The organism is Kingella negevensis, assembly GCF_030177895.1.
In the GTDB taxonomy this organism is placed as follows: Bacteria; Pseudomonadota; Gammaproteobacteria; order Burkholderiales; family Neisseriaceae; genus Kingella_C; species Kingella_C negevensis.
In genome coordinates this window covers 1930595-1951520 of sequence record NZ_CP123448.1, presented here as the reverse complement: position 1 = coordinate 1951520, position 20926 = coordinate 1930595, and the positions used below count along the sequence as shown (strand labels likewise).

Below are 20926 nucleotides of genomic sequence, written 5' to 3'. Positions count from 1 at the left end.
AGCCTGAAATTTTAACTAGCAATCTGATTCAAGAACTGTTGCGCACGTTCTGTTTGCGGATTATTGAAGAACGTTTCAGGGTCTGCCTGTTCCACAATTTGCCCGTGGTCCACAAAAATCACATAATCCGCCACTTCACGCGCAAAACCCATTTCGTGGGTCACGCACATCATCGTCATGCCAGACTGCGCCAAATCTTTCATCACTTTCAGCACTTCGCCCACCATTTCAGGGTCAAGCGCAGAAGTCGGTTCATCAAACAACATCACACGCGGCTCCATTGCCAAGCCACGTGCAATCGCCACACGCTGCTGCTGACCACCTGATAATTGCGTTGGCAGCGCATCTTTTTTGTGCGCCAAACCCACTTTTTCCAGCAATTCCATTGCTTTAGCTTCAGCTTCTTCTTTTTTCACACCTTTCACTTTAATTGGCGATAGCGTGATGTTTTCCAAAACGGTTAAATGCGGATACAAATTAAAGTGCTGGAACACAAAACCCACTTCCGTACGGACTTTGTTCAAATCCGTTTTTGGGTCGGCAACGTTTACGCCGTTTACCCAGATTTCGCCTGATTCAATCGTTTCCAGTTGGTTCACAGTACGAATCAATGTAGATTTACCCGAACCTGAAGGCCCACAAACCACCACCACTTCGCCTTGTTTGATGTTCAAATTCACGCCGTTAATCACGTGCAAGTCTTTGAAATATTTGTGAACGTTTTTAAAGCTCACTACGTATTCTTCATTATTATTTTGCTGTTCACTCATTTTAATTTCTTTCTTTGTTATTTTTTCAGGCTGCTTTTGCAACCAAATAATTAGACAATTTCACATACAATTCAGGCTCGATTTCTTCCGCGCGTTGTTGCGGTTGAATACCGACTGCTTGTAAATCGTCGTCTGTGGCGATTTCTTTCAAATTATTGCGAATGGTTTTGCGGCGTTGATGAAACGCATCGCGTACCAAATCGCTGAAATGTTTGAAATTATCTGCTTTGCCAATTCGATTTTCTACAGGAATCATGCGCACCACGGCGGAATCCACTTTCGGCGCAGGGTCAAACGATTCCGGCGGCACTTCAATCAACATTTCCATGTCAAAGAAATATTGCAACATCACGCTCAAACGTCCGTAGTCGTTAGTTTTTGGCGTAGCAACCATGCGCTCAACCACTTCTTTTTGCAGCATAAAGTGCATATCAATCACTTCATCGGCAATCTCCGCCAAGCGAAACAGCAACGGCGTCGAAATGTTATATGGCAGATTACCCACCACTTTTTTGTGCCCTGCAATGCTGCGAAAATCAAATTGCAACACGTCGCCATCATGAATCACGAGTTTGTTGGCAAACGGTTGTTTTTTCAGGAAAGTGATAATATCGCGGTCGATTTCGCAAACGTGTAATTGATTGAGTTTGCGGGTGAGCGGCTCGGTAATCGCTGCCAAACCGGGACCAATTTCAATCACAACATCGTCAGGATTGGGGCGAACGGCGTTCACAATATCGCTGATAATGCGCGTATCTTGCAGAAAGTTTTGCCCAAAACGCTTGCGGGCTTTATGTTCAGTCATGTTTAGTTTTATTAAAGATAATGAATAGGTTGAATTATAAACTAAATTTTCAGGCTGCGATTAGGGTTTAATCGCAGCCTGAAAATTATTTGGTTTCTTGCTGTTTCAATAATCGGCGCAGCAAAGGCAGAGTAATTGGTTTGCCTTGCGTAATCGAATAATTGGCTAAATCATTGAACATTTTGATTAAACTGTTCAAATCTTGTCGCCAATGTTCCAGCAAATATTGGTAGATAATCGGGTCGATATTCAACTGGCGCGTTTTTGCCATATTGGTGAGTGCGTCTATTTTTTCTTCTTTGCTCAGCGATTTCACTTCATACGCTAAACAAAAACCCATGCGTGTGCGCAGATCTTCGCGCAGTTGCAATTTGGCTGGTGGCACTTCGGCAGATAACAGCAAATGCCCTTTGTGGCTATTGCGGAAGCTGTTGAAAATATAGAATAAAGTGGCTTGTTCTTCTGTGCTGAGTTTTTCAATTTGGTCAATCGCGATGAAATCGGCGTTGGCAACATTGTCGGTTAATGGCGTGCTGCCCACGTCTATATAAACGGCTTGATAACCTGCTTGCACGGCTTGTCCAACCCATGCTTGCAAAATATGGCTTTTCCCTGAGCCTTGTTCGCCCCAAATATACAAAAATTGGTCGTGTTCCTGTTGCAGAATGTAGATGAGTTCTGCATTGGCTGTACCCAATAGTTTGTCAAAACGGGGGTAGGCTGGTTCGTCAAAATCAAAAGCTTGTTGGTTCACGGTGTTGAATGGTTGAAAATACGAAAGTGGTAGGATTGTAAAGGGTTAGACAAGGATTGTATAGGTTTTCAGGCTGCATTTAATCTTAAACGCAGCCTGAAAAATAGCACATTTCAATTAACCGCTGCTTTCTTTTCAAAACGCGGCAAAATCGTTGCCAAAACGGTAGAAAAAGTCACAATACCAATGCCAATCCACGAAATCCATGTAATCTGTTCGTGCAGCAGCAACACTGCCATCGCCACGCCAAAAATCGGCTCAAGCGCAGCCAGCAAACCCGACAAATTGGCTGGCACGCTATCCATGCCTTTGTTCCACAGCCAATAAGCTAGCCAGTTGCAGCAAATGCCGAGATACAGCAAGCCCAATACACCTTGCGTATTCCAATGAATTTCCCACGTTTGCGTGAAAATGGCTGTGAACGGCAGCGCAAGAAATGGTGCGAACAAAAGCGATAATAATGAATAACTTGATGCTGAAATATTTTTCAACAGGGCTTGAGTGGGGCGCAAAATGCAAGCAAAAGTAATGCTGCCCAAAAACACCAAAAAACAACCCAGTAAACTGATTTCACCGCCAATTTCCGCACCGTGTCCGCCTGCAATCAGGGTAATCACGCCGATAAACGCTAAAAGCCCACAAAACCAGTGGTAACTTTTCGCTTTATCTTTAAAGAAAAAATGCCCCAAAAACACGACAATCAGTGGCTCAAGCCCCAAAATCGTTACAGCACTGGAAGCTGATGTGTATTGCAAACCTTTGAATTGCAAGAATAACACGGCGACATAATTGAGAAACGCCATGGCAATCAACGGCTTCCAAGATGGGCGTTTAATGCGATGAACGTGCCGCAATGCCATTGGCGCGACAATAATCGCGGCAATGGTTAGACGAAATTGCACCAGCAAAATCGGGTCTAACATCATTTGCGCGTATTTGGCAGAAATAAACGCGCTTCCCCAAATGATAAGCGCGATAATTTGGTAAATCATAATTTTCTCGGTATTTCAGGCAGCCTGAAAGATTATTTTCAGGCTACCTGAATAGTTTAAAATCAACGTGTTACAGGTTTATACTTAATGCGTTTTGGTTTCGCCGCTTCTTCACCCAAACGGCGTTTTTTATCCGCTTCGTATTCCTGATAGTTGCCGTCAAAAAACACCCATTTTGAATCGCCCTCGCAAGCCAAAATATGTGTCGCAATTCTGTCCAAGAACCAACGGTCATGCGAAATCACCATTACGCTGCCTGCAAATTCTAACAACGCATCTTCCAACGCACGCAAAGTTTCCACGTCCAAATCGTTAGACGGCTCGTCAAGCAACAACACATTGCCGCCAGCCAACAGCGTTTTCGCCAAATGTAAACGTCCACGTTCGCCGCCCGACAACTGCCCAGCAATTTTACTTTGGTCGCTACCCTTGAAATTGAAACGCCCCAAATACGCACGCGCAGGGATTTCAAATTGCCCCACTTGCAAAATATCACGACCTTCCGCGATGTTATCAAACACCGTTTTATCATTTTGCAAACCTTCACGGCTTTGGTCAATCAATGACATTTTTACCGTTTGACCAATTTTCACGCTGCCTGAATCGGGTTGTTCTTTGCCCGAAATCAATTTGAACAATGTGGATTTACCCGCACCGTTCGCACCAATCACGCCGACAATCGCGCCTGCTGGAATTTTGAAACTCAAATCATCAATCAACACACGGTCGCCAAACGATTTAGAAACATTTTCAAATTCAATCACTTCATTACCCAAACGCTCGGCAACAGGGATAAAAATTTCCTGTGTTTCATTGCGTTTTTGGTATTCGTAATTAGACATTTCTTCAAAACGTGCCAAACGCGCTTTGGATTTCGCCTGACGACCTTTCGCGTTTTGGCGTACCCATTCCAATTCCTGTTTCATTGCCTTGATACGCGCCGCTTCCGATTTCGCTTCATTTTCAAGGCGTTGCTCTTTTTGCTCCAACCAAGACGAATAATTGCCTTTCCAAGGGATACCATGTCCGCGGTCAAGCTCCAAAATCCACTCCGCCGCGTTGTCCAAGAAATAGCGGTCGTGCGTAACCGCCACCACTGTACCGGGGAAACGCACCAAAAATTGTTCCAGCCAATCAACCGATTCCGCGTCCAAGTGGTTAGTCGGCTCGTCCAACAGCAACATATCAGGTTTGCTCAACAGCAACTTGCACAACGCCACGCGGCGTTTTTCGCCACCCGACAAGTTACCGATTTTCGCGTCCCATTCAGGCAAACGCAACGCGTCCGCCGCGATTTCCAATTCGTGTTCCGCGCCACCGCCTGTGCTAGAACCTGCCGCGATAATCGCTTCCAAACGTCCTTGCTCTTCCGCCAAAGCGTCAAAATCCGCGTCAGGGTCAGCATAGGCTGCATAGACTTCTTCCAAACGTTTTTGTGCGGCTGCCACTTCGCCCAAACCGCTTTCCACTTCTTCGCGGACGGTTTTTTCAGGGTCTAATTCAGGTTCTTGCGGCAGATAACCGATTTTCAAACCGCTCATTGGCACGGCTTCGCCTTCAAATTCCTTGTCCACGCCCGCCATAATGCGTAAAACGGTGGATTTACCCGCGCCGTTCAAGCCCAGCAAACCGATTTTTGCGCCGGGGAAAAACGACAAGGAAATGTCTTTGATAATGGTTTTTTGCGGCGGAACGACTTTGCTCACGCGCAACATGGAATAAACGTATTGAGCCATATTTTTGCTACCTTTGGTTAATTGAAAACGTGTTTTCAGGCTGCTTTTTGTATAAAACGAAGCCTGAAAAAATGAAATATTAGAATGGCGTGATTTTAACTGAAATTCACGTTTTCAGGCTGCCTGAAAATAAAAAATGCTTGTTCAATACAACAAGCATTTTTCAAGCTACGATTACTTACCCAAAGCATTAACTAATTCATCAAATGAGCAAACTGCCGTTCCCAGCTTGGCAACCACCACACCAGCCGCCGCGTTTGCCGTGTGCATGGCTTCAGGCAACTCATAGCCAGCCGCCAAACACAAACCCATCGCCGCAATCACCGTATCGCCTGCGCCCGAAACATCAAACACTTCTTGCGCACGCGTTGGCTGATGAACCACATCGTTCTCACGGAACAAGCTCATACCCTCTTCACTTCGCGTTACCAGCAAAGCCACCAAATCCAATTCTTCGCGCAACGCTTGCGCTTTTGCTGTCAATTCTGCCTCGTTGCTCCATGAGCCAGCCGCATCTTTCAATTCCGCACGGTTAGGCGTGAGCAAAGTCGCTCCATAATAGCGGCTGTAATCCGAGCCTTTCGGGTCAATCAACACAGGTTTGCCCAACGCGCGCGCCGTCGCAATCAGCACCGCCACATCGTCCAAAACGCCTTTGCCGTAATCCGACAAAATCACAACATCATATTGCCCCACCAACTCAGCAAATTCTTGCATCACATTTTTCAGGCTGCCTGAATCAGGTTTTTCTTCAAAATCCAAGCGAATAAGCTGCTGATTACGTGCCAAAACACGTAATTTCAGCGTAGTCGGTGCGGTTTTGCTGCGATGCAAATGGCTTGCCACACCGTCTTGATTGAGTAAATCCACCAGCATATCCGCCGCTTCATCGTCACCCACCACGGATAGCAAACCCACGCGTCCACCTAATGCAGCAATGTTTCGCGCTACGTTTGCCGCACCGCCTGCGCGATGGTCAGTTTTCGCAATTTTGGCAACGGGAACAGGGGCTTCGGGCGAAATGCGCGTTACATCGCCAAACCAATAGCGGTCTAACATCACATCACCCACCACCAACACTTTGGCAGCCTGAAAATCGGCTAATACTGGGATTTTTGTTTGCATTATGTTTCTTTCTATATTTTTAAACGGCGTGAATTTTAAACTAAAACGCAGCCTGAAAAATAGTTTTCAGGCTGCGTTTTATTTAATTGCGTTTCAAATTCGAATGAAGACAAGGCGACAACGCCCGCCGTGTACGCGTAGTACATAAAGGCGTTGGCAACGCAGTATTCATTCAAATTTAAAGCGCAATCACCAAGAAAATGAAGATTCACTGCGCGAACGGTTATGCTGCTCGCGGTGTTGATGGTCGAAATACGAACCGTTGTGGCTGTCGCTGCGCTGTATGGAAAACGAGCTGTTTTGTTCCATTTGTGAACGGCTGCCGCTTTGATGGTTGCGCACGCCGTCAAAGTTCACTATCACGTCATTGCCAAAACCTGTGGAACGTGAACGGTGAGACGGCCGTGAATACCCTACTGGTTGCTCCGCGTCCAAAATGATACAAGCGGAAAGCGACATCGCGCAAGTGAGCAATAATCCGATGCGACACATTTTTTTCATACTCTAGTCCTTTGATATTTATTGATTAAGTGTAGTAACTCTATAAATTCTAAAGACTGGTTTGCATTTTGCCAACGCGATTTACGTAATCTAATGAAGAATTACGCAGCCTGAAACATTACCACCAAAACGGATGATGGAATGGGAAACGTCGCCAGCCCCAGTCATCGTAATAGTTCTCCATTTGGCGCAAGCGGCGTTGTGCAGAATAGTTTTGCCACGCCATTTTGTAGCATGATTGGAACATCGGGTCGTTCACTTTTTCCACATAACGCAGCCTGAAATCTTGTTTTTCTCTTTCGCTAGCAAATTCAGGCTGGTCGAATTGCTGGCGGATTAAGGCTGCGGTGTCTTTGTCGCATTGTGCGGCTAGGGAAACTTGCAAATCTTGTTCGTATCGTTTTTGTTCTACGGCGCGTTTGGCTTGCTCTTCTGGCGTGAGCGCACAGGCAGAAAGCAGCATTGCCGCCGTGGCTAATATCAGTGCGTGTTTCATGGGTAAGCTCCTGTTTCAATGTTGAAATGAAAAATTATAGTCGGTTTCAGGCAGCCTGAAAGTGATTTAACGCTTGTTTAACCTGCGCTAACGGTTCGCACCAGTCTCCCACTTGCTGCTGACGGAACAACCGCGCACTGTCATACCAAATACTGCGCTCGCCCTTATCCAGCCAACGAAAATCAGGCGAAAACGGAATCAAAATCCACACGGGTTTGCCCAATGCGCCTGCTAGATGCGCCACGGCGGTGTCCACGCAAATCACTAAATCAAGCTGCATGATTAACGCGGCGGTGTCGGAAAAATCGTTCAGATTTTCATCCCACAATTTTACGTTTTCAAACTGCGCTAACTGCGCTCTGTCTTCTGCTGAAATTTCTTTTTGCAAGCAGTGAAACATGTGCGGACTGTCAAACAGCGCGGCAAATTCTGGCAATAAAACATTGCGATAATGCAAGAAAGTTGTTTGTGAAATACTTGACCAGACGACACCAATATTCAATCCATTTGCAGCCTGAAAACGGGTTTTGCCACGTTTGTAACTTTTCAGGCTGCACTTTTAAATAACCTTGCGTGTCAGGAATTTGTGGTAAAAGCGGTGCAAGCAGATAAGGCATATCCATCAAACTCGCTTGATATTGCACCGAAAAACCATCGCCCTGCATGGGTTTAATGCCCTGCGCTTGCAAATTAAAGTTCAGCAAATCATTCAAAGCCGCATGGTTTTTAACAACCACATTCAGCCCTAGCTTTTTCGCTGTCAACGCATAGCGGAAAAAGTGAATATTGTCGCCCAAACCTTGCTCTGCATACAGGTAAACACCGCAATCTATCCCCTGCTCCGCCGACCATTCAGGAATGGGATAACGCTTAGTTTCGCATTCATATCGCGCTTGATATTCCAGCCAGCCATCTTGGTTTTTGCTGTGCATTAACTTCAGCAAACCCAACGCTTTTCGTGCTTGCGTAAACTGAGGATTGAGCTGCAACGCGTGTTCAAAATCTTGCTTCGCTGACTCACATTCATTAAGCAGCCTGAAAATCGTGCCACGGTTGTAAAACGCGGCAAACTGCCATTGAAACGCGCTTTGCTGTGCGATAAAGGCATTCCACAGCTCAATCACGCCGCGCAATTCGTCCGCAGAAAACGCTGTTTTGCCTTTGCAATAAATGATTGAAAACTGCGTTTCAATGGACGGCTCAAGCGCGTAAGCCTGTTGATAAGCGTCTAGAGCCTGTTGCCAATCGCCTGCGCTGTCAAACTGATTGGCAGCCTGAAGCCATTGCGCTGCTGAAGTGTTATTCATGTTTAAACCTTTCTGTTTTCAGGCTGCATTTTGAAACGCCAACTCTGGCGCAGCCTGAAATTCCGCCACTCGTGCCAACAAATCCGTGCGCGTTTTCGGATATTCGCGGATTTGGTCTTCCAAAAAACCAAATTCATCATTTACCCACAAAAACGTCAGCACAAAACATTCTTCCATTTCCGCCCAAACCACATCAAACACAAAACGCCCATCGTCAGACGCGCCACCCATCAGTTGTGGGTGGGCGTATTCTGCACGATTGGTTTCATCGGGTTCGTTTTCAGGCAGCCGATTGGTGATTGTCCATTGCATATTATTTCCGTTTCAAAACATACAGATAAGTAATCTCTTGTGAACGCGCAAACGCCAATGGGTCGCGCATATCACGTGCTTTTCCGTGTTGCGGTGTGGTTTTCAGGTTGCCTGAAATTGTCCAGCCGTATTCATCAAACCACGCGGCTAAATCATCCGCACCACGCAGCCCTAAATGCACGGCTAAATCTGAAATAATCAGCCAAACTTGCCCGTTTTCACGCAAATGTGTCGCCGCGCCACGCAAAAAAGCACGTAGCATGCTATGTTCGGGGTCGTATAGCGCGGTTTCTACGGCTGAAGTGGGTTTGGCTGGCAACCAAGGCGGATTGCAGACGATTAAATCGGCTTGCGTTTCGGGGAACAAATCTTGTTCTAAAACTGAAACTTGCTTGGTAAAACCTAATCGGGCGATGTTTTCACGCGCACAATTAATCGCGCGTGGATTGTTGTCGGTGGCGATGATGTTTTTCACGCCGCGTTTTGCCAAAATGGCGGCAATCACGCCGCTGCCTGTGCCGATGTCGTGCGCGATTTCGCAGTTTTCAGGCAATGCAGCCTGAAAAAGCAGCGATAAATATTCGCCGCGAATGGGGGAAAATACGCCGAATGGAACGTGAATGTTGCCACCGAGTTCGGGGATTGCTACGCCTTTTTTGTGCCATTCGTGTGCGCCGATAAAGCCGAGTAACTGATTGAGTGGCAACAGAAAAGTTTGCGTGTTGGGTTCGCCATACACATCGCGCAACGCAGCCTGAACATTGGGGGAACGTGGCAAATCCAGCATAAAATCGGCGTGGATTTCTACCAGCAACATATTTACCAGTCGGGCAGTTTGCGATTGAGCTAGGCGGTGTTTGTGGAACGCGGTGGCTGGGTCGGTTTCGGTTTTGGGTTTGGGTTGGGCGCGCTTTTTGATGGCGGACAGAACTTGTTTGGCGTTGTGAAAATCGCCGTGCCATACGGTGGCGATGTTGTTTCGCGCAGCTTGTATGATGTGTTCGGCGGACGCTTCGCGCACGGCAATGACTTCGCGTGGGGGCTTTTGGGTGCTTTCATTGCGGTATTCGGTTTGGGTGTTTTGGTAGGGCAAGGTTTGCATGGGTTTTGCAGCCTGAAAAATGTGATATGAAAATGCAGCCTGAAAGGGTTTTCAGGCTGCATTTGGTTGTGATATTTGAATATTGTCGCCAAATGTCGGATTCAAGAATCCGACCTACGTTCCAATTTACTCTTTCACAAACGTTACACCAGCCAGTTGCGCGTGTGTAATGGCTTGTGCGATGGCAGTTAATGCTTGCGGACGAACGAAGTTGCGGCGATACGCTAACACCACGCGGCGGCTAGGTGCTGGAGCTTCAAACGGCACAATGGAAAACAGCAAATGGTCGTTGTCCGTCAGCGATGTGGACGGCAACAAGCTAATCCCCAAGCCGCTGGCAACCATGTGGCGAATGGTGTTCAACGAACTGCCTTGCAAGGTGTTCGCCAAACCTGCCACGCGCTGTTTTGCGGCTAATTCGCTGCACGAGCCTAACACTTGGTCACGCATGCAGTTGCCTTCTGTCAGCAATAACACGTTTTCTTCTGCCAAATCTGCGGTGGAAATAGAATCCAGTTCTTCAAAGCGGTGTCCTTTTGGCACAACCACGAAAAACGGTTCGTCATACAAGGGAATGGTGTCAATGCCAGGCTCAGCATAAGGTTCAGCAACCACAATCGCGTCCACTTCTGCACGTTTGAGCATTTCTGTCAGCGTTGCGGTATAGTTTTCTTCCAAAATCAAAGGCATGTGCGGCGCAACAGTTCGCAGCGACATAATCAATTTGGGCAACAAATAGGGCGCAACGGTGAAAATCAAGCCCAGTTTAAAAGTGCCTTCCAACTGATTTTGCTCTTCGTTTGCCATGTGGCGAATCACGTCCACTTCGTCCAACACGCGCAAAGCCTGTGTAACGATTCGTGTGCCTGCTTCAGTAGTCAAAATTTCGCTGCTACTGCGGTCAAACAAGGAAACGCCCAGTTCTTCTTCCAATTTTTTAATGGCGATAGACAACGTGGGCTGGCTCACATGGCAGCGTTGCGCCGCACGTCCAAAATGTTTTTCTTTTGCCACAGCAACGATGTAGCGCAACTCAGTTAAAGTCATGCTTATGCTTTCTCTTCTTCAGATTTCGGTGTCTCAGCGTTTTCAGGCTGCGTTTCTGCTGCTTTTGTTTCAGGCAGCGTGATATTCAACGCCAACATTTCCACGCCGTCTTGTTCTTCTCGTGAAATATTGATGTCGTTCAACTCAATCTTCACGTATTTAGACAATACTTCCAACAATTCTTTTTGCAAGGTAGGCAAATAATCTGGAGTATTACTTTCAGCATCGCGGCTCGCACGTTCTTGCGTGATGATGATTTGCAAACGGTCGCGCGCCAAAGTGGCAGTTTTTGGTTTTTTACCAAAAAGTTTGTCAATCAGCGACATGGTTTAACCCCCAAACAATTTTTGGAAGAAACCTTTTTTCTCGGCTTCCAAGAAACGGATTTCGCGGTTTTCGCCCAGCAAACGCGCCACAACGTCTTGATATGCTTGCGCAGCGATGGCATCTGATTGATGAATCACTGGCGAACCAGAGTTAGATGCTTGCAATACGTTTTGCGATTCTGGAATCACACCAATCAAAGGCACACGCAAAATGTCTTGAATGTCTTGCACAGACAGCATTTCACCTTTTTCCACGCGCTCTGGTGAGTAACGTGTAATCAACAAATGTTCTTTAATGCGCTCGCCTTTTTCGGCTTTGCGTGATTTGCTTTGCAAAATACCCAAAATACGGTCAGAGTCGCGCACTGAAGATACTTCTGGGTTGGTTGTGATAATCGCTTCGTCTGCAAAATACAACGCCATCAACGCGCCTGTTTCGATACCTGCTGGCGAATCGCACACCACATATTCGAAGTCCAATTCTTTCACCAAACCACTCAACACTTTTGCCACGCCTTCTTTAGTTAAAGCGTCTTTATCGCGTGTTTGAGACGCTGGCAAAATGAACAAATTGTCGCAATGTTTGTCTTTAATTAAGGCTTGATTCAAGGTTGCTTCACCTTGAATCACGTTTACCAAATCGTATACCACGCGGCGTTCGCAGCCCATAATCAAATCTAGGTTTCGCAAACCTACGTCAAAGTCAATCACGGCGGTTTTGTGACCGCGCAATGCTAAACCTGTGGCGATACTGGCTGATGTGGTGGTTTTGCCCACACCGCCTTTACCTGATGTTACTACGATGATTTTTGACACTTTTATACCTTCTCTTTCGGGTTAAATTTAAAATGGTTGAATGGGGTATTCAGGCTGCTTTTTTAGCGTAGGGTGTGCCTCGCGCACTCTACAGTTATGCAACATTTTCAGGCTGCCTGAAAATTATCTTGCGTCAATCGCGGCGATAACCAAGCGTTCGTTATCCAATGAAATTTGCACGGCTTGTTTATGCAAATGTGGCGGCAAATCTTGTTCAAACACGCGATAAATGCCTGCAATGGAAACCAACTCGGCTTGCATGGATTGCATGAAAATACGCACGTTTTGGTCGCCTGATTCGCCTGCCAACGCGCGTCCACGCATAGGGGCGTAAATGTGGATATTGCCATCTGCAATCACTTCCGCGCCTTCGCTCACCATGCCCAGCACGATTAAATCGGCTTTTTCGGCGTAGATTTGTTGCCCTGTGCGGACGGGGTGTGTAATCACTAAGGTTGGTCGCGCAGTGAGTTCTAAAACTGGGGCGGCTTTTTCGGATTCTTCTGCTGAAGTTTCTGCGTTTTCAGGCTGCGTTTCTTCGGTAGTTTCTGTTTGTTCTTCCGATGAATTTTCAGGCTGCGTTTCAGCCGTTTCTTCAACCGCGTCCGCGTTTTCAGGCTGCGAAACTTGTGTTTCTGCTTTTTCTGATTGCAACCACAACAAACCTGTTTCACGCGCAATATCTGCCCAATGCGCTTCTTCGTGTCGCAACGCCACCACACGCAAACCATGTTCCGCAAACAACGCAACCACGGCTTTCACGTCTAAATTATCCGATATTTTCAGGCTGCTCGCGTCCAAAATAAATGGCATAGACGTGAACATTTGATACTGCTCTGCTTTATCAGTTAATAATTGTTTGATTTCATCAAGTTGGGCGGAAAATAGGCGCAGCGTCAAGGCTTCTAAGCGCAAACGTGCAGATTTGAGTTCAAATGCGGCTTTCATGGTGGCGATTGTTTTATTCTATTGAAGTGGTGAAGTTTACCTGTTTACAAAGGTTAATTCAACTTTAAAAAAGGCAAATGTTTTTTCAGGCTGCAAATAAGCCAAATCGCAGCCTGAAACTTGATTTTCAACGGCAAAAACTGTTTGATTTTTAATAAAAATCATCTTAAAATTTCTTTTCCTTTTTTAACCACTCTAACGAGAAGATAATATAATGAAGAAAACTCTGTTAAGCACCATCTTATTGATGACTCTGGCAGCCTGTGGCGGACAGAAATCTGTTGATAAACCAGCCGCTGCAGCCTCTGGCACAGCCACTGCAACCAACGAGCTGAATATCTACAACTGGTCTAACTATGTAGATGAATCAACCGTTGAAGACTTCAAAAAAGCCAATAATTTGAAGCTAACTTATGATTTGTACGAAAACAATGAAACGCTTGAAGCAAAAATGCTGACTGGTAAATCTGGTTACGACTTGGGTGTGCCAGGTATTGCGTTCTTGCCACGTCAAATCAAAGCAGGTGCTTATCAAAAAGTTGATAAGAGTTTGATTCCAAATTATAAAAATATCGACCCGAATTTGTTAAAATTGTTGACAGACGCTGACCCTGGTAACGAATACGCTGTGCCTTATTTCTCTGGCGTGAACACGTTGGCGATTACAGCGAAGGGTAAAGAATTGTTGGGTGGTAAGCTGCCTGAAAATGGTTGGGACTTGATGTTCAAACCTGAATACACCAACAAATTGAAATCTTGCGGCATTGCATTGTGGGATACGCCAAGCGAAATGTTCCCGATTGTGTTGAAATACATCGGTAAAGACCCGAAAGGCACGAACCCTGCTGATGTGGAAGAAGCAGCAAAAGTGTTGCAAGGCATTCGCCCTGATGTGAAACAGTTTAGCGCGTCTTATATTGATAGCTTGGCGCGTGGCGAAATCTGCTTGGTGGCAGGTAACGGCGGCGATTTAAACTTGGCAAAAGCGCGCGCTGAAGAAGCGAAAAACAATGTGGGCATTGAAGTGCTGACACCAAAAGGCATGGGCTTCTGGATTGAATCTTGGGTAATTCCGAAAGATGCGAAAAACGTGGCAAATGCGCACAAATACATCAACTACACGCTTGACCCTGAAATCGCAGCGAAAAACGGCAATGCTGTAACATTTGCACCAGCGAGCTTGCCAGCTCGTGAGAAAATGGACAAAGCATTGGTTGAAACGCGTTCTATTTTCCCAACCGCTCAAGATATGGCAGACGGTTTTGTGATGCCACAAATGTCTGATGCAACGAAAAAACAAACCACTACTTTGTGGCAAAAATTGAAAATAGGTAAATAATTTTGCTCATCAAACGCAGCCTAAAAATATTTTCAGGCTGCGTTTTTCTTTATTTCGCCTCAAAAAAAAACCTTCAAAAAATATTATTCTCTATTTGATAAATCTCAAAAGTGTTGCAAATTTTCACAAAACATCACTTTTCTTTATTCTTTTTGCTCCATTTTTAACGTTTCAAATTGAAGCGCAGCCTGAAAAAGCCTATGATTATTTTCACACTACTGACTGTTTCACAAGGTAGTTCTTGTGTGAAAACACAATTTTTGGGTACATACATATCACTTATAAAAGGGTCATTAATTATGAAACTTAAATCTCTTTCCACATTAATGTTACCGATGATGTTATTAGCTGCTTGTAACGACGCACCTGCGCCAGCCAAAACAGATGCTGCACAATCTGCACAATCTTCTGAAGCAAAAGCAGACGCATCAGCACCACAAGCCAGCAATGGCGGCAAAACATACGTAGTGGTTAGCCAACCAGCTTACCCACCTTTCGCTTCACGCAACGAAAAAGGCGAATTGGTGGGCTTGGATATAGACTTGCTACAAGAAATCGCGAAAAAAGAAGGCTTCAATTTGACATTCGTGCCACACACAATGGAAGGCTTGCTGGAAACCGTGAACACAGGCGCGGCGGACATTGTGGCAACTGGCGTAAACATCACGCCAGAGCGCGAACAAACCTACACCTTCTCCAAACCTTATTTGGAAGCCAACTGGATTGTCGTAGCCGATAAAAACAAAACCAAATTTGCTAGTTTTGCTGATTTGAAAGACAAAAAAATTGCTGCACAAAAAGCCAGCTTATCTGAAACACAATTGAAATCAACAGGCATCACCAGCCAAATCGTTTCTGTGGAGACGGTTTACTTGGGCTTGAATGGCATTGCACGCGGTGAAAATGAAGCTGTTTACGATGTAGATGCAGTATTGAACACTTATTTGAAAGCAGACGCACCTTACTATTCAGTGGTAGATGAAAAATCAGGCAAAGTTCCATTTGGTTGGGTATTGAAAAAAGGCAATACCGAATTGAAAGAGAAATTGGATAAAGGCATCGACGACTTGAAAGCCGATGGCACTTATCAAAAAATCTTAGATAAATGGTATCCAAAACAATAATTCAGGCAGCCTGAAAATGGCATAAAACCCCAAAATAAATCATTATTTTAGGGTTTTATATTGTCAATTTGCACAAGGCATCAGATTTAACATGAAATTGATTCACATAAAGGAGATTTTTAATTACTGATACACATCAAATGAGTTTCACTTATTAACTCACCCAATCACTATTTGGGATATAATGAATGATTAATATAATTTGTTATTTATTTAAAATCATATCAATAGCATACCATAGAATAGAATTTATCGCATTCTTATTCTATCTTTACACAACATTAATTAAATTCATAAAGGGTGTACCATGAAAATCAAAACTCTAGCTGGCATGATGATGCCAATGTTCTTATTGGCAGCATGTAATAATTCTCCAGCACCATCAGAAGCTGAAAAACCTGCTTCAAGCGAAAGCAAACCTGCAGCCGCAGCACCACAAAACAATGATGGCAAAACTTACACTGTAGCCAGCTTAACTGCCTACCCTCCTTTCGTGAACCGCAACCAAAAAGGTCAATTAGAAGGCTTGGACATGGATTTGTTGCAAGAAATCGCGAAAAAAGAAGGCTTCAACGTGCAATTTGTGCCATACGCTATGGGAGGCTTATTTGAAGCATTAAATACCAGCAATGTGGACATCGTAGCATCTGGTATCAACATCACCCCAGAACGCGAACAACAATTCACTTTCACAAAACCTTACATGGAAGGTAACTGGGTGGTTACAGCAGAAAAAACCAAATAACAATTCAATAGCTTAGCTGATTTGAAAGACAAAAAAGTTGCGGCACAAAAAGCTAGTTCGTCTGAAACCAAATTGAAAGAATCTGGCATCACAGACCAAATCGTACCAATCGAAACCGTTTACTTAGGTTTGAATGGTATCGCTCGTGGCGATGTGGACGCTGTATATGATGTGGACGTGGTATTGAATACTTACACCAAATCACAACCAAACTACTACACTATTCCAGACCCTAAAGCAGGTAAAATCACAATGGGCTGGGTATTGAAAAAAGGCAACAACGAATTAAAAGCAAAATTGGATAAAGGCATCGACGATTTGAAAGCCAACGGCACTTATCAAAAAATCGTAAGCAAATGGGTTAACTAATCTGTTTGATAAAAAGCAGGCTGAAATAGATAAAGTTTCAGCCTGCTTTTTTATTTATAGTTAAATTAAAACCAAAATTTTAAATTTTTGTAAATTAAAGAGTATAATTCAACCCATAGAGATGTTGTCTCTATGAAACACCAACATACCATTAAGGATAAAATCATGAAAACGTTTAAAAAATTACTTTTGGTTAGCGCCATGTCTACCGTATTAGCAGCTTGCGGTGGTTCAGAACAAGCCTCTTCATCAAGCACAGCACAACCTGCTCAAGCAGAAGCCCAAAAAGCCAGCGCACCAGCCAATAACGTTCCCGTTGCAGCAGACAACTATGTTAGCCCACTACCAGCCAATGCTCCTACAGTGAATGTAGCAACAGTGGGTAAAACTCTGCCATTTTCTTTCTCTGATAACGCAGGTCAGCTGATTGGCATGGATGTTGATGTGATTCGTAAAATCGGTGAAGAAGCAGGCTTTAAAGTGCAATTCCATAAAAAACCTTGGGTAAACATGTTGGATTCTGTTGAAACAGGCGAATCTGATTTAGCCATTTCAGGCATCTCATACACCGATGAACGTGAAAAAAAATACGCCATTTCAAATTCTTACGCCTTCAACCCAAGCAGCTTAATGTTTATCCGTGAAGACTTAAACGGTAAAGTGAAAGACTTAAGCAGCTTAGAAGGTTTAACGGTTGGCGTGTTGGGAGAATCCAAACAGGATTCACAAATCACCGCAGCCAACAAAGCCAAAAGCATCGTGCGCTATAACTCAACTTATCTATTGTTCACAGGTATGTTGAAAAAAGAAGTGGACGTGATTGCACAGGATAGCTTATTACTCAACCAGTTAGCCAAAACCAACACAGAATACAAAACGTTCTCCGTGAATTACGAAAACGAATCAGAGCCATCTGCGCGTTTGGTTATCTTGGTGAACAAAGACAAGGTTCAATTGCGCGATGACATCAACAAAGCCTTAGCGAAAATCAAAGAAGACGGCACTTTGGCGAAAATTGAAGAAAAATGGTTGAAATAAAATAAACCACAAAAAAGGTCAAACAGATAATGTTTGACCTTTTTCTTTTCAAACTGCTTTTTATTTCTTCGCAATCGCCTGCTGATAAATCGGCATCACTTTCGGCAATTCCTGACGAATCAACTCAATACGCGCGTTATTGGTTGGGTGTGTGGATAAAATCGCATTTGCCGCATTATTGTTATCATTTTCCTGATTCATTTTCGTCCACACCGTAATCGCCGCTTCAGGATTGTAGCCCGCTTGCGCCATCAGCTTCAAACCGCCCAAATCCGCCTCACGTTCCGCGCTGCGGCTAAACGGTTTCGCAATCCCCAAATCTGTAGCCAAGCCCACGCCTGTGCCAATCAAATTACCGTCAATTCCAGTCGCCGCTGTTAAAATATTCGCGCCGATTTGTGCGCCCAAATTCAAACCAATGCTGCGATTCGCCTCTTTTTTGCTGTGTTCTAGCAGTGCATGTGTCATTTCATGCCCCACAATTGCCGCCAATTCCGCATCGCTCAAATTCAGCTTTTCCACAATCCCTGTGTACACCACCATTTTGCCCCCAGGCATCGCCCACGCGTTCAATTCATCAGAACGAATCACGTTCATTTCCCACTGAAACGGCTGCCCCGTCGTGTTTGCCGCTGTTGCATACGGCACTAATTTTTGAAACACGCGTTGCACACGTTTTGCCGTGTTAGACGTGGTGTCAATCATTCTATGCTCTTGTGCTTGGCTAACGGTTTGGCGATAACTTTGCGCCGCTTGGCTGTTAATTGTTGCGCTGTCCATGATGTTACAAGCGGTTAAGCTGAGTGTGAGAAGTAATACAGATAATTTTGTTTTCATTTTTACTCTTTGAAATAGCGTTAAAAAAAGACAAATATAACAATTTTTCAGGCTACGTGAAAAGGTGGCGCAGCCTGAAAATAATTCAGTTAGTTTTTTTTAAATTTAGTCAAGAAATTTATTTCAGGCTGCCTGAAATACGGCATGATAAGCCTTCTTTTAACCGATTTGAGATTTTGAATGATTAAATTAAATTTTGTTTCGCCTATCAATAAAACGATGAAAATAGCTTCGATTGGTTCACTTTCTATCGGAAAAATGATTTGGTTGGCAATTTTTTATGCTGTTTGGTGCTTTGGTTGCTTATTTTGGCTTGAGTGAAATTGGCGGTATTCGAAAAGATTATCGAATTGGACAAAATAGTGAAGTGATTGACGCGCAAATTGATGGACGATGTCGTGCACGAAAATTGTTTTTTGTATCCTGTGATGTGGTGATTACGCATGAAAATGGTGTAACCAAAAAAGAATTTAGTTACATAGGTATGACAGGGGATATTGAAGTTCAAGCGATTGCCAATCGCGACCGCACTGAACAAGTAACGCTTGATATAGCTGCCGATAAAATAATGGCTCGTGGATTTTATGTGATGTTTATCGCAGGGATTGGATTAGGCATGCTAGGTTTGGGGCTGTTTACCGCTTTTGTTGTGATGCCACGCCATAAGCAAATTTTGGAATGATTAAATCGTACTAATTAGCAGCCATGGCGATTAGTTTTAGTAAAACCATCTAAATTTAAAAATGGCACTTTTGAATATCGTGTGAAATTTCAAGGCAAAGAAGTTCCATTACCTGCCAATTTTGGCAAAGATAAATTCTCCTTCTTGGTAATCGATAATGAACAAAACCTGTATTTAGCGGCGTTTATGCCTGCAAAAGGAGGAACGCCTGTTGTAGTAGATTTAGGTTTAACCGTGATTAAAAATTTGGATACGGCAGACCGTGCTAGTTTGCAAGCAAGCATGGTTCAGGCGATTGAAGAAGCAGGGTATTGCACAGTTTAAGCTTTCAGGCTGCATATTCACAAAAAAAGCACATTGATTAAAATGTGCTTTTTCATTTTCAGGCTGCCTGAAAAACTCAAATCCAACCCAAAGTATTCGCAAACACCAGCAAAATCGCCACAGGCGCAATATAACGCAACATATTGCGCCACACCACCGCCACCACAGGCGGCAAATCGCTGCCCTCTCGCATGTGCGCAATCACATCATCACGTTTCAACACCCAAGCCACCAGCGCGCAAACCGCCAGCGAACTCAACGGCATAATCCAAGACGTAATCAAATAATCCCACAAATCAAACACCGTTTTGCCGATGATTTTGAACTCACCCAACACGCCAAACGACAGCGCAGACGGAATGCCAACAATGAAAATCGCCACGCCAGCCACCCAAGAAATACGGCGGCGGCTAGACGGTTGTTTTTGCACAAAATATGCAATCGCCGTTTCCAGCATAGAAAACGCCGAAGTTAAAGTGGCAAACGCCACCAAAATCATAAAGATAGCGAACAGCAGCGTACCAAACGGCATTTTTTGGAACACGGCAGGCAACACAATGAAAATCAACCCAGGCCCAGAATCAGGCTTGAACCCAAACGCAAACACCGCAGGGAAAATCACCAAGCCAGCTAGCAAAGAAACCAACATATTCAACCACATAATGCTGTTTGCCGAGCGGAACAAATCCTGTTTGTTATCCAAATAAGACGCATAAGTCATCATGGTGGACACGCCCAAACTCAAGGCAAAAAATGCTTGCCCCAACGCGGTGAGCCAAGTGACAGGCGTTACCGCGCTGAAATCAGGTTTCAGCAAAAATTTCACACCTTCCATGGCGTTGGGTAACGTGAGCGAGCGCGCTGCCAACAGCAAAAACATAATAAACAGCAATGGCATCAAGTATTTATTCGCGCGTTCGATGCCCGAAGAAACGCCGTTTTGCACCACCCAAACGGTGACAAACATAAATGCAGCCTGAAAAATCAGTACCAAAGTGGGGTTTGAAATTGTGCTGCCGAATAATGCGCCAAAATCTATGCTTGGCGTGATTGCGCCCGAAATCGCGTGCCAAACGTAGGCAAACACCCAGCCGCCCACCACGCTGTAAAACGACAGCAACACGAAACAAGCCGCCATGCCCATGCGCCCAATCCACGCCCAAGCAGGGTGCTGCACGATTTCTTTGAGCGCGTTAATCGGGTTTTTGCCTGTTTTGCGACCGATGAAAAATTCAGCCAGCAGCACGGGCAAGCCCACCAAAACGGTGAACAGCAAGAAAATTAAAAAGAAAACTGCGCCCCCGTTTGTGCCTGCGGTGTAGGGGAATTTCCAAATCGCGCCCAAACCAATCGCAGAGCCTGCTGCGGAAAGAATAAAGCCGATTTTTGATGTCCAATTTGATGGGGCTGACATAGGTTTGCCTCGTTAAT

At 44.8% G+C, this 20926-nt stretch carries 23 protein-coding genes and 1 pseudogene; 6 read left to right on the top strand and 18 right to left on the bottom strand.

The genetic code is table 11. The annotated features are described in order from the left end of the window. Window positions 1–11: 11 nt before the first annotated feature. From QEO93_RS10660 to minC, 16 genes are all read right to left on the bottom strand, one after another. On the bottom strand, window positions 12–770 hold the full coding sequence (locus QEO93_RS10660) for an amino acid ABC transporter ATP-binding protein (RefSeq protein WP_032138122.1): 759 nt from the start codon (window positions 768–770) through the stop codon (window positions 12–14). A gap of 25 nt (window positions 771–795) precedes the next feature. Next, window positions 796–1575 carry a 16S rRNA (adenine(1518)-N(6)/adenine(1519)-N(6))-dimethyltransferase RsmA gene (gene rsmA, locus QEO93_RS10655; RefSeq protein WP_032138090.1) on the bottom strand — a complete coding sequence of 260 codons (780 nt, stop codon included), beginning with the start codon at window positions 1573–1575 and terminating at the stop codon, window positions 796–798. Window positions 1576–1660: 85 nt separating this feature from the next. Further along, window positions 1661–2329: a DnaA regulatory inactivator Hda gene (gene hda / locus QEO93_RS10650; protein ID WP_032138091.1), complete on the bottom strand. Its 669-nt coding sequence runs from the start codon at window positions 2327–2329 to the stop codon at window positions 1661–1663. Window positions 2330–2442: 113 nt separating this feature from the next. Continuing rightward, complete coding sequence (locus tag QEO93_RS10645) at window positions 2443–3321, bottom strand: DMT family transporter (protein ID WP_032138092.1); 879 nt, start codon at window positions 3319–3321, stop codon at window positions 2443–2445. Window positions 3322–3383: 62 nt separating this feature from the next. Next, entirely contained in the window at window positions 3384–5057 is a 1674-nt protein-coding gene (gene ettA, locus QEO93_RS10640; protein WP_032138093.1) for an energy-dependent translational throttle protein EttA, read from the bottom strand. A 174-nt stretch (window positions 5058–5231) separates the two neighbouring features. Next, window positions 5232–6182 carry a D-glycero-beta-D-manno-heptose-7-phosphate kinase gene (gene rfaE1, locus QEO93_RS10635; RefSeq protein WP_052368860.1) on the bottom strand — a complete coding sequence of 317 codons (951 nt, stop codon included), beginning with the start codon at window positions 6180–6182 and terminating at the stop codon, window positions 5232–5234. A 189-nt stretch (window positions 6183–6371) separates the two neighbouring features. Next, window positions 6372–6683 (bottom strand): 2-nitropropane dioxygenase, encoded by a 312-nt coding sequence (locus QEO93_RS10630; protein ID WP_095062766.1) that lies wholly within the window; start codon window positions 6681–6683, stop codon window positions 6372–6374. A 118-nt stretch (window positions 6684–6801) separates the two neighbouring features. After that, window positions 6802–7179: a putative periplasmic lipoprotein gene (locus QEO93_RS10625; RefSeq protein ID WP_032138095.1), complete on the bottom strand. Its 378-nt coding sequence runs from the start codon at window positions 7177–7179 to the stop codon at window positions 6802–6804. Window positions 7180–7225: 46 nt separating this feature from the next. Then, window positions 7226–7579: a glycosyltransferase family 9 protein gene (locus tag QEO93_RS10620; RefSeq protein ID WP_052368861.1), complete on the bottom strand. Its 354-nt coding sequence runs from the start codon at window positions 7577–7579 to the stop codon at window positions 7226–7228. A gap of 10 nt (window positions 7580–7589) precedes the next feature. Then, on the bottom strand, window positions 7590–8486 hold the full coding sequence (locus tag QEO93_RS10615) for a tetratricopeptide repeat protein (protein WP_085815430.1): 897 nt from the start codon (window positions 8484–8486) through the stop codon (window positions 7590–7592). A gap of 18 nt (window positions 8487–8504) precedes the next feature. After that, a complete protein-coding gene (locus tag QEO93_RS10610; protein WP_032138096.1) occupies window positions 8505–8798 on the bottom strand; it encodes a hypothetical protein in 294 nt (97 codons plus the stop codon). 1 nt (window position 8799) lies between these two features. Then, window positions 8800–9900, bottom strand: a complete 1101-nt coding sequence (locus QEO93_RS10605) for a methyltransferase (protein ID WP_032138097.1) — start codon at window positions 9898–9900, stop codon at window positions 8800–8802. Between the two features lie 126 nt (window positions 9901–10026). Continuing rightward, the gene (locus QEO93_RS10600; RefSeq protein WP_032138098.1) at window positions 10027–10947 is read right to left on the bottom strand and encodes a LysR substrate-binding domain-containing protein; all 921 of its coding nucleotides are present in this window, start codon (window positions 10945–10947) and stop codon (window positions 10027–10029) included. 2 nt (window positions 10948–10949) lie between these two features. Next, entirely contained in the window at window positions 10950–11273 is a 324-nt protein-coding gene (minE, locus tag QEO93_RS10595; protein WP_032138099.1) for a cell division topological specificity factor MinE, read from the bottom strand. 3 nt (window positions 11274–11276) lie between these two features. Continuing rightward, the gene (gene minD / locus QEO93_RS10590; protein WP_032138100.1) at window positions 11277–12089 is read right to left on the bottom strand and encodes a septum site-determining protein MinD; all 813 of its coding nucleotides are present in this window, start codon (window positions 12087–12089) and stop codon (window positions 11277–11279) included. A 123-nt stretch (window positions 12090–12212) separates the two neighbouring features. Next, on the bottom strand, window positions 12213–13037 hold the full coding sequence (gene minC, locus QEO93_RS10585; protein ID WP_032138101.1) for a septum site-determining protein MinC: 825 nt from the start codon (window positions 13035–13037) through the stop codon (window positions 12213–12215). A gap of 214 nt (window positions 13038–13251) precedes the next feature. Here minC and QEO93_RS10580 point away from each other — a divergent pair, with 214 nt between their 5' ends. The 4 genes and pseudogenes from QEO93_RS10580 to QEO93_RS10565 all read left to right on the top strand — a co-directional run bounded on the left by QEO93_RS10580 (window position 13252) and on the right by QEO93_RS10565 (window position 17652). Next, entirely contained in the window at window positions 13252–14376 is a 1125-nt protein-coding gene (locus QEO93_RS10580) for an extracellular solute-binding protein (RefSeq protein WP_032138102.1), read from the top strand. Window positions 14377–14675: 299 nt separating this feature from the next. Then, the gene (locus tag QEO93_RS10575) at window positions 14676–15500 is read left to right on the top strand and encodes a substrate-binding periplasmic protein (RefSeq protein WP_085815429.1); all 825 of its coding nucleotides are present in this window, start codon (window positions 14676–14678) and stop codon (window positions 15498–15500) included. 307 nt (window positions 15501–15807) lie between these two features. Next, window positions 15808–16614 (top strand): annotated as a pseudogene (locus QEO93_RS10570) (ABC transporter substrate-binding protein). Window positions 16615–16779: 165 nt separating this feature from the next. Then, the gene (locus QEO93_RS10565; protein ID WP_032138104.1) at window positions 16780–17652 is read left to right on the top strand and encodes a substrate-binding periplasmic protein; all 873 of its coding nucleotides are present in this window, start codon (window positions 16780–16782) and stop codon (window positions 17650–17652) included. Between the two features lie 60 nt (window positions 17653–17712). Here QEO93_RS10565 and QEO93_RS10560 read toward each other — a convergent pair whose 3' ends face one another. After that, the gene (locus tag QEO93_RS10560; protein ID WP_032138105.1) at window positions 17713–18489 is read right to left on the bottom strand and encodes a M48 family metallopeptidase; all 777 of its coding nucleotides are present in this window, start codon (window positions 18487–18489) and stop codon (window positions 17713–17715) included. Between the two features lie 280 nt (window positions 18490–18769). Here QEO93_RS10560 and QEO93_RS10555 point away from each other — a divergent pair, with 280 nt between their 5' ends. Together QEO93_RS10555 and QEO93_RS10550 are read left to right on the top strand one after the other, a co-directional pair. Next, window positions 18770–19171 (top strand): hypothetical protein, encoded by a 402-nt coding sequence (locus tag QEO93_RS10555; RefSeq protein WP_032138107.1) that lies wholly within the window; start codon window positions 18770–18772, stop codon window positions 19169–19171. Between the two features lie 81 nt (window positions 19172–19252). Then, complete coding sequence (locus tag QEO93_RS10550) at window positions 19253–19495, top strand: hypothetical protein (RefSeq protein WP_032138108.1); 243 nt, start codon at window positions 19253–19255, stop codon at window positions 19493–19495. A 76-nt stretch (window positions 19496–19571) separates the two neighbouring features. Here QEO93_RS10550 and QEO93_RS10545 read toward each other — a convergent pair whose 3' ends face one another. Then, window positions 19572–20909, bottom strand: a complete 1338-nt coding sequence (locus QEO93_RS10545; RefSeq protein WP_032138109.1) for a sodium-dependent transporter — start codon at window positions 20907–20909, stop codon at window positions 19572–19574. Window positions 20910–20926: the final 17 nt, after the last annotated feature.

Bases quoted from the DNA above. Each gene is read 5' to 3' on its own strand.
- QEO93_RS10630 (WP_095062766.1), bottom strand. From the start codon at position 6,683: ATGAAAAAAATGTGTCGCATCGGATTATTGCTCACTTGCGCGATGTCG.
- QEO93_RS10615 (WP_085815430.1), bottom strand. From the start codon at position 8,486: ATGAATAACACTTCAGCAGCGCAATGGCTTCAGGCTGCCAATCAGTTT.
- QEO93_RS10560 (WP_032138105.1), bottom strand. From the start codon at position 18,489: ATGAAAACAAAATTATCTGTATTACTTCTCACACTCAGCTTAACCGCT.
- QEO93_RS10625 (WP_032138095.1), bottom strand. From the start codon at position 7,179: ATGAAACACGCACTGATATTAGCCACGGCGGCAATGCTGCTTTCTGCC.
- QEO93_RS10575 (WP_085815429.1), top strand. From the start codon at position 14,676: ATGAAACTTAAATCTCTTTCCACATTAATGTTACCGATGATGTTATTA.
- QEO93_RS10545 (WP_032138109.1), bottom strand. From the start codon at position 20,909: ATGTCAGCCCCATCAAATTGGACATCAAAAATCGGCTTTATTCTTTCC.
- rfaE1 (WP_052368860.1), bottom strand. From the start codon at position 6,182: ATGCAAACAAAAATCCCAGTATTAGCCGATTTTCAGGCTGCCAAAGTG.
- QEO93_RS10565 (WP_032138104.1), top strand. From the start codon at position 16,780: ATGAAAACGTTTAAAAAATTACTTTTGGTTAGCGCCATGTCTACCGTA.
- ettA (WP_032138093.1), bottom strand. From the start codon at position 5,057: ATGGCTCAATACGTTTATTCCATGTTGCGCGTGAGCAAAGTCGTTCCG.
- minC (WP_032138101.1), bottom strand. From the start codon at position 13,037: ATGAAAGCCGCATTTGAACTCAAATCTGCACGTTTGCGCTTAGAAGCC.
- QEO93_RS10605 (WP_032138097.1), bottom strand. From the start codon at position 9,900: ATGCAAACCTTGCCCTACCAAAACACCCAAACCGAATACCGCAATGAA.
- QEO93_RS10610 (WP_032138096.1), bottom strand. From the start codon at position 8,798: ATGCAATGGACAATCACCAATCGGCTGCCTGAAAACGAACCCGATGAA.
- QEO93_RS10660 (WP_032138122.1), bottom strand. From the start codon at position 770: ATGAGTGAACAGCAAAATAATAATGAAGAATACGTAGTGAGCTTTAAA.
- minE (WP_032138099.1), bottom strand. From the start codon at position 11,273: ATGTCGCTGATTGACAAACTTTTTGGTAAAAAACCAAAAACTGCCACT.
- QEO93_RS10555 (WP_032138107.1), top strand. From the start codon at position 18,770: ATGCTGTTTGGTGCTTTGGTTGCTTATTTTGGCTTGAGTGAAATTGGC.
- QEO93_RS10620 (WP_052368861.1), bottom strand. From the start codon at position 7,579: ATGTTTCACTGCTTGCAAAAAGAAATTTCAGCAGAAGACAGAGCGCAG.
- rsmA (WP_032138090.1), bottom strand. From the start codon at position 1,575: ATGACTGAACATAAAGCCCGCAAGCGTTTTGGGCAAAACTTTCTGCAA.
- QEO93_RS10645 (WP_032138092.1), bottom strand. From the start codon at position 3,321: ATGATTTACCAAATTATCGCGCTTATCATTTGGGGAAGCGCGTTTATT.
- QEO93_RS10580 (WP_032138102.1), top strand. From the start codon at position 13,252: ATGAAGAAAACTCTGTTAAGCACCATCTTATTGATGACTCTGGCAGCC.
- QEO93_RS10600 (WP_032138098.1), bottom strand. From the start codon at position 10,947: ATGACTTTAACTGAGTTGCGCTACATCGTTGCTGTGGCAAAAGAAAAA.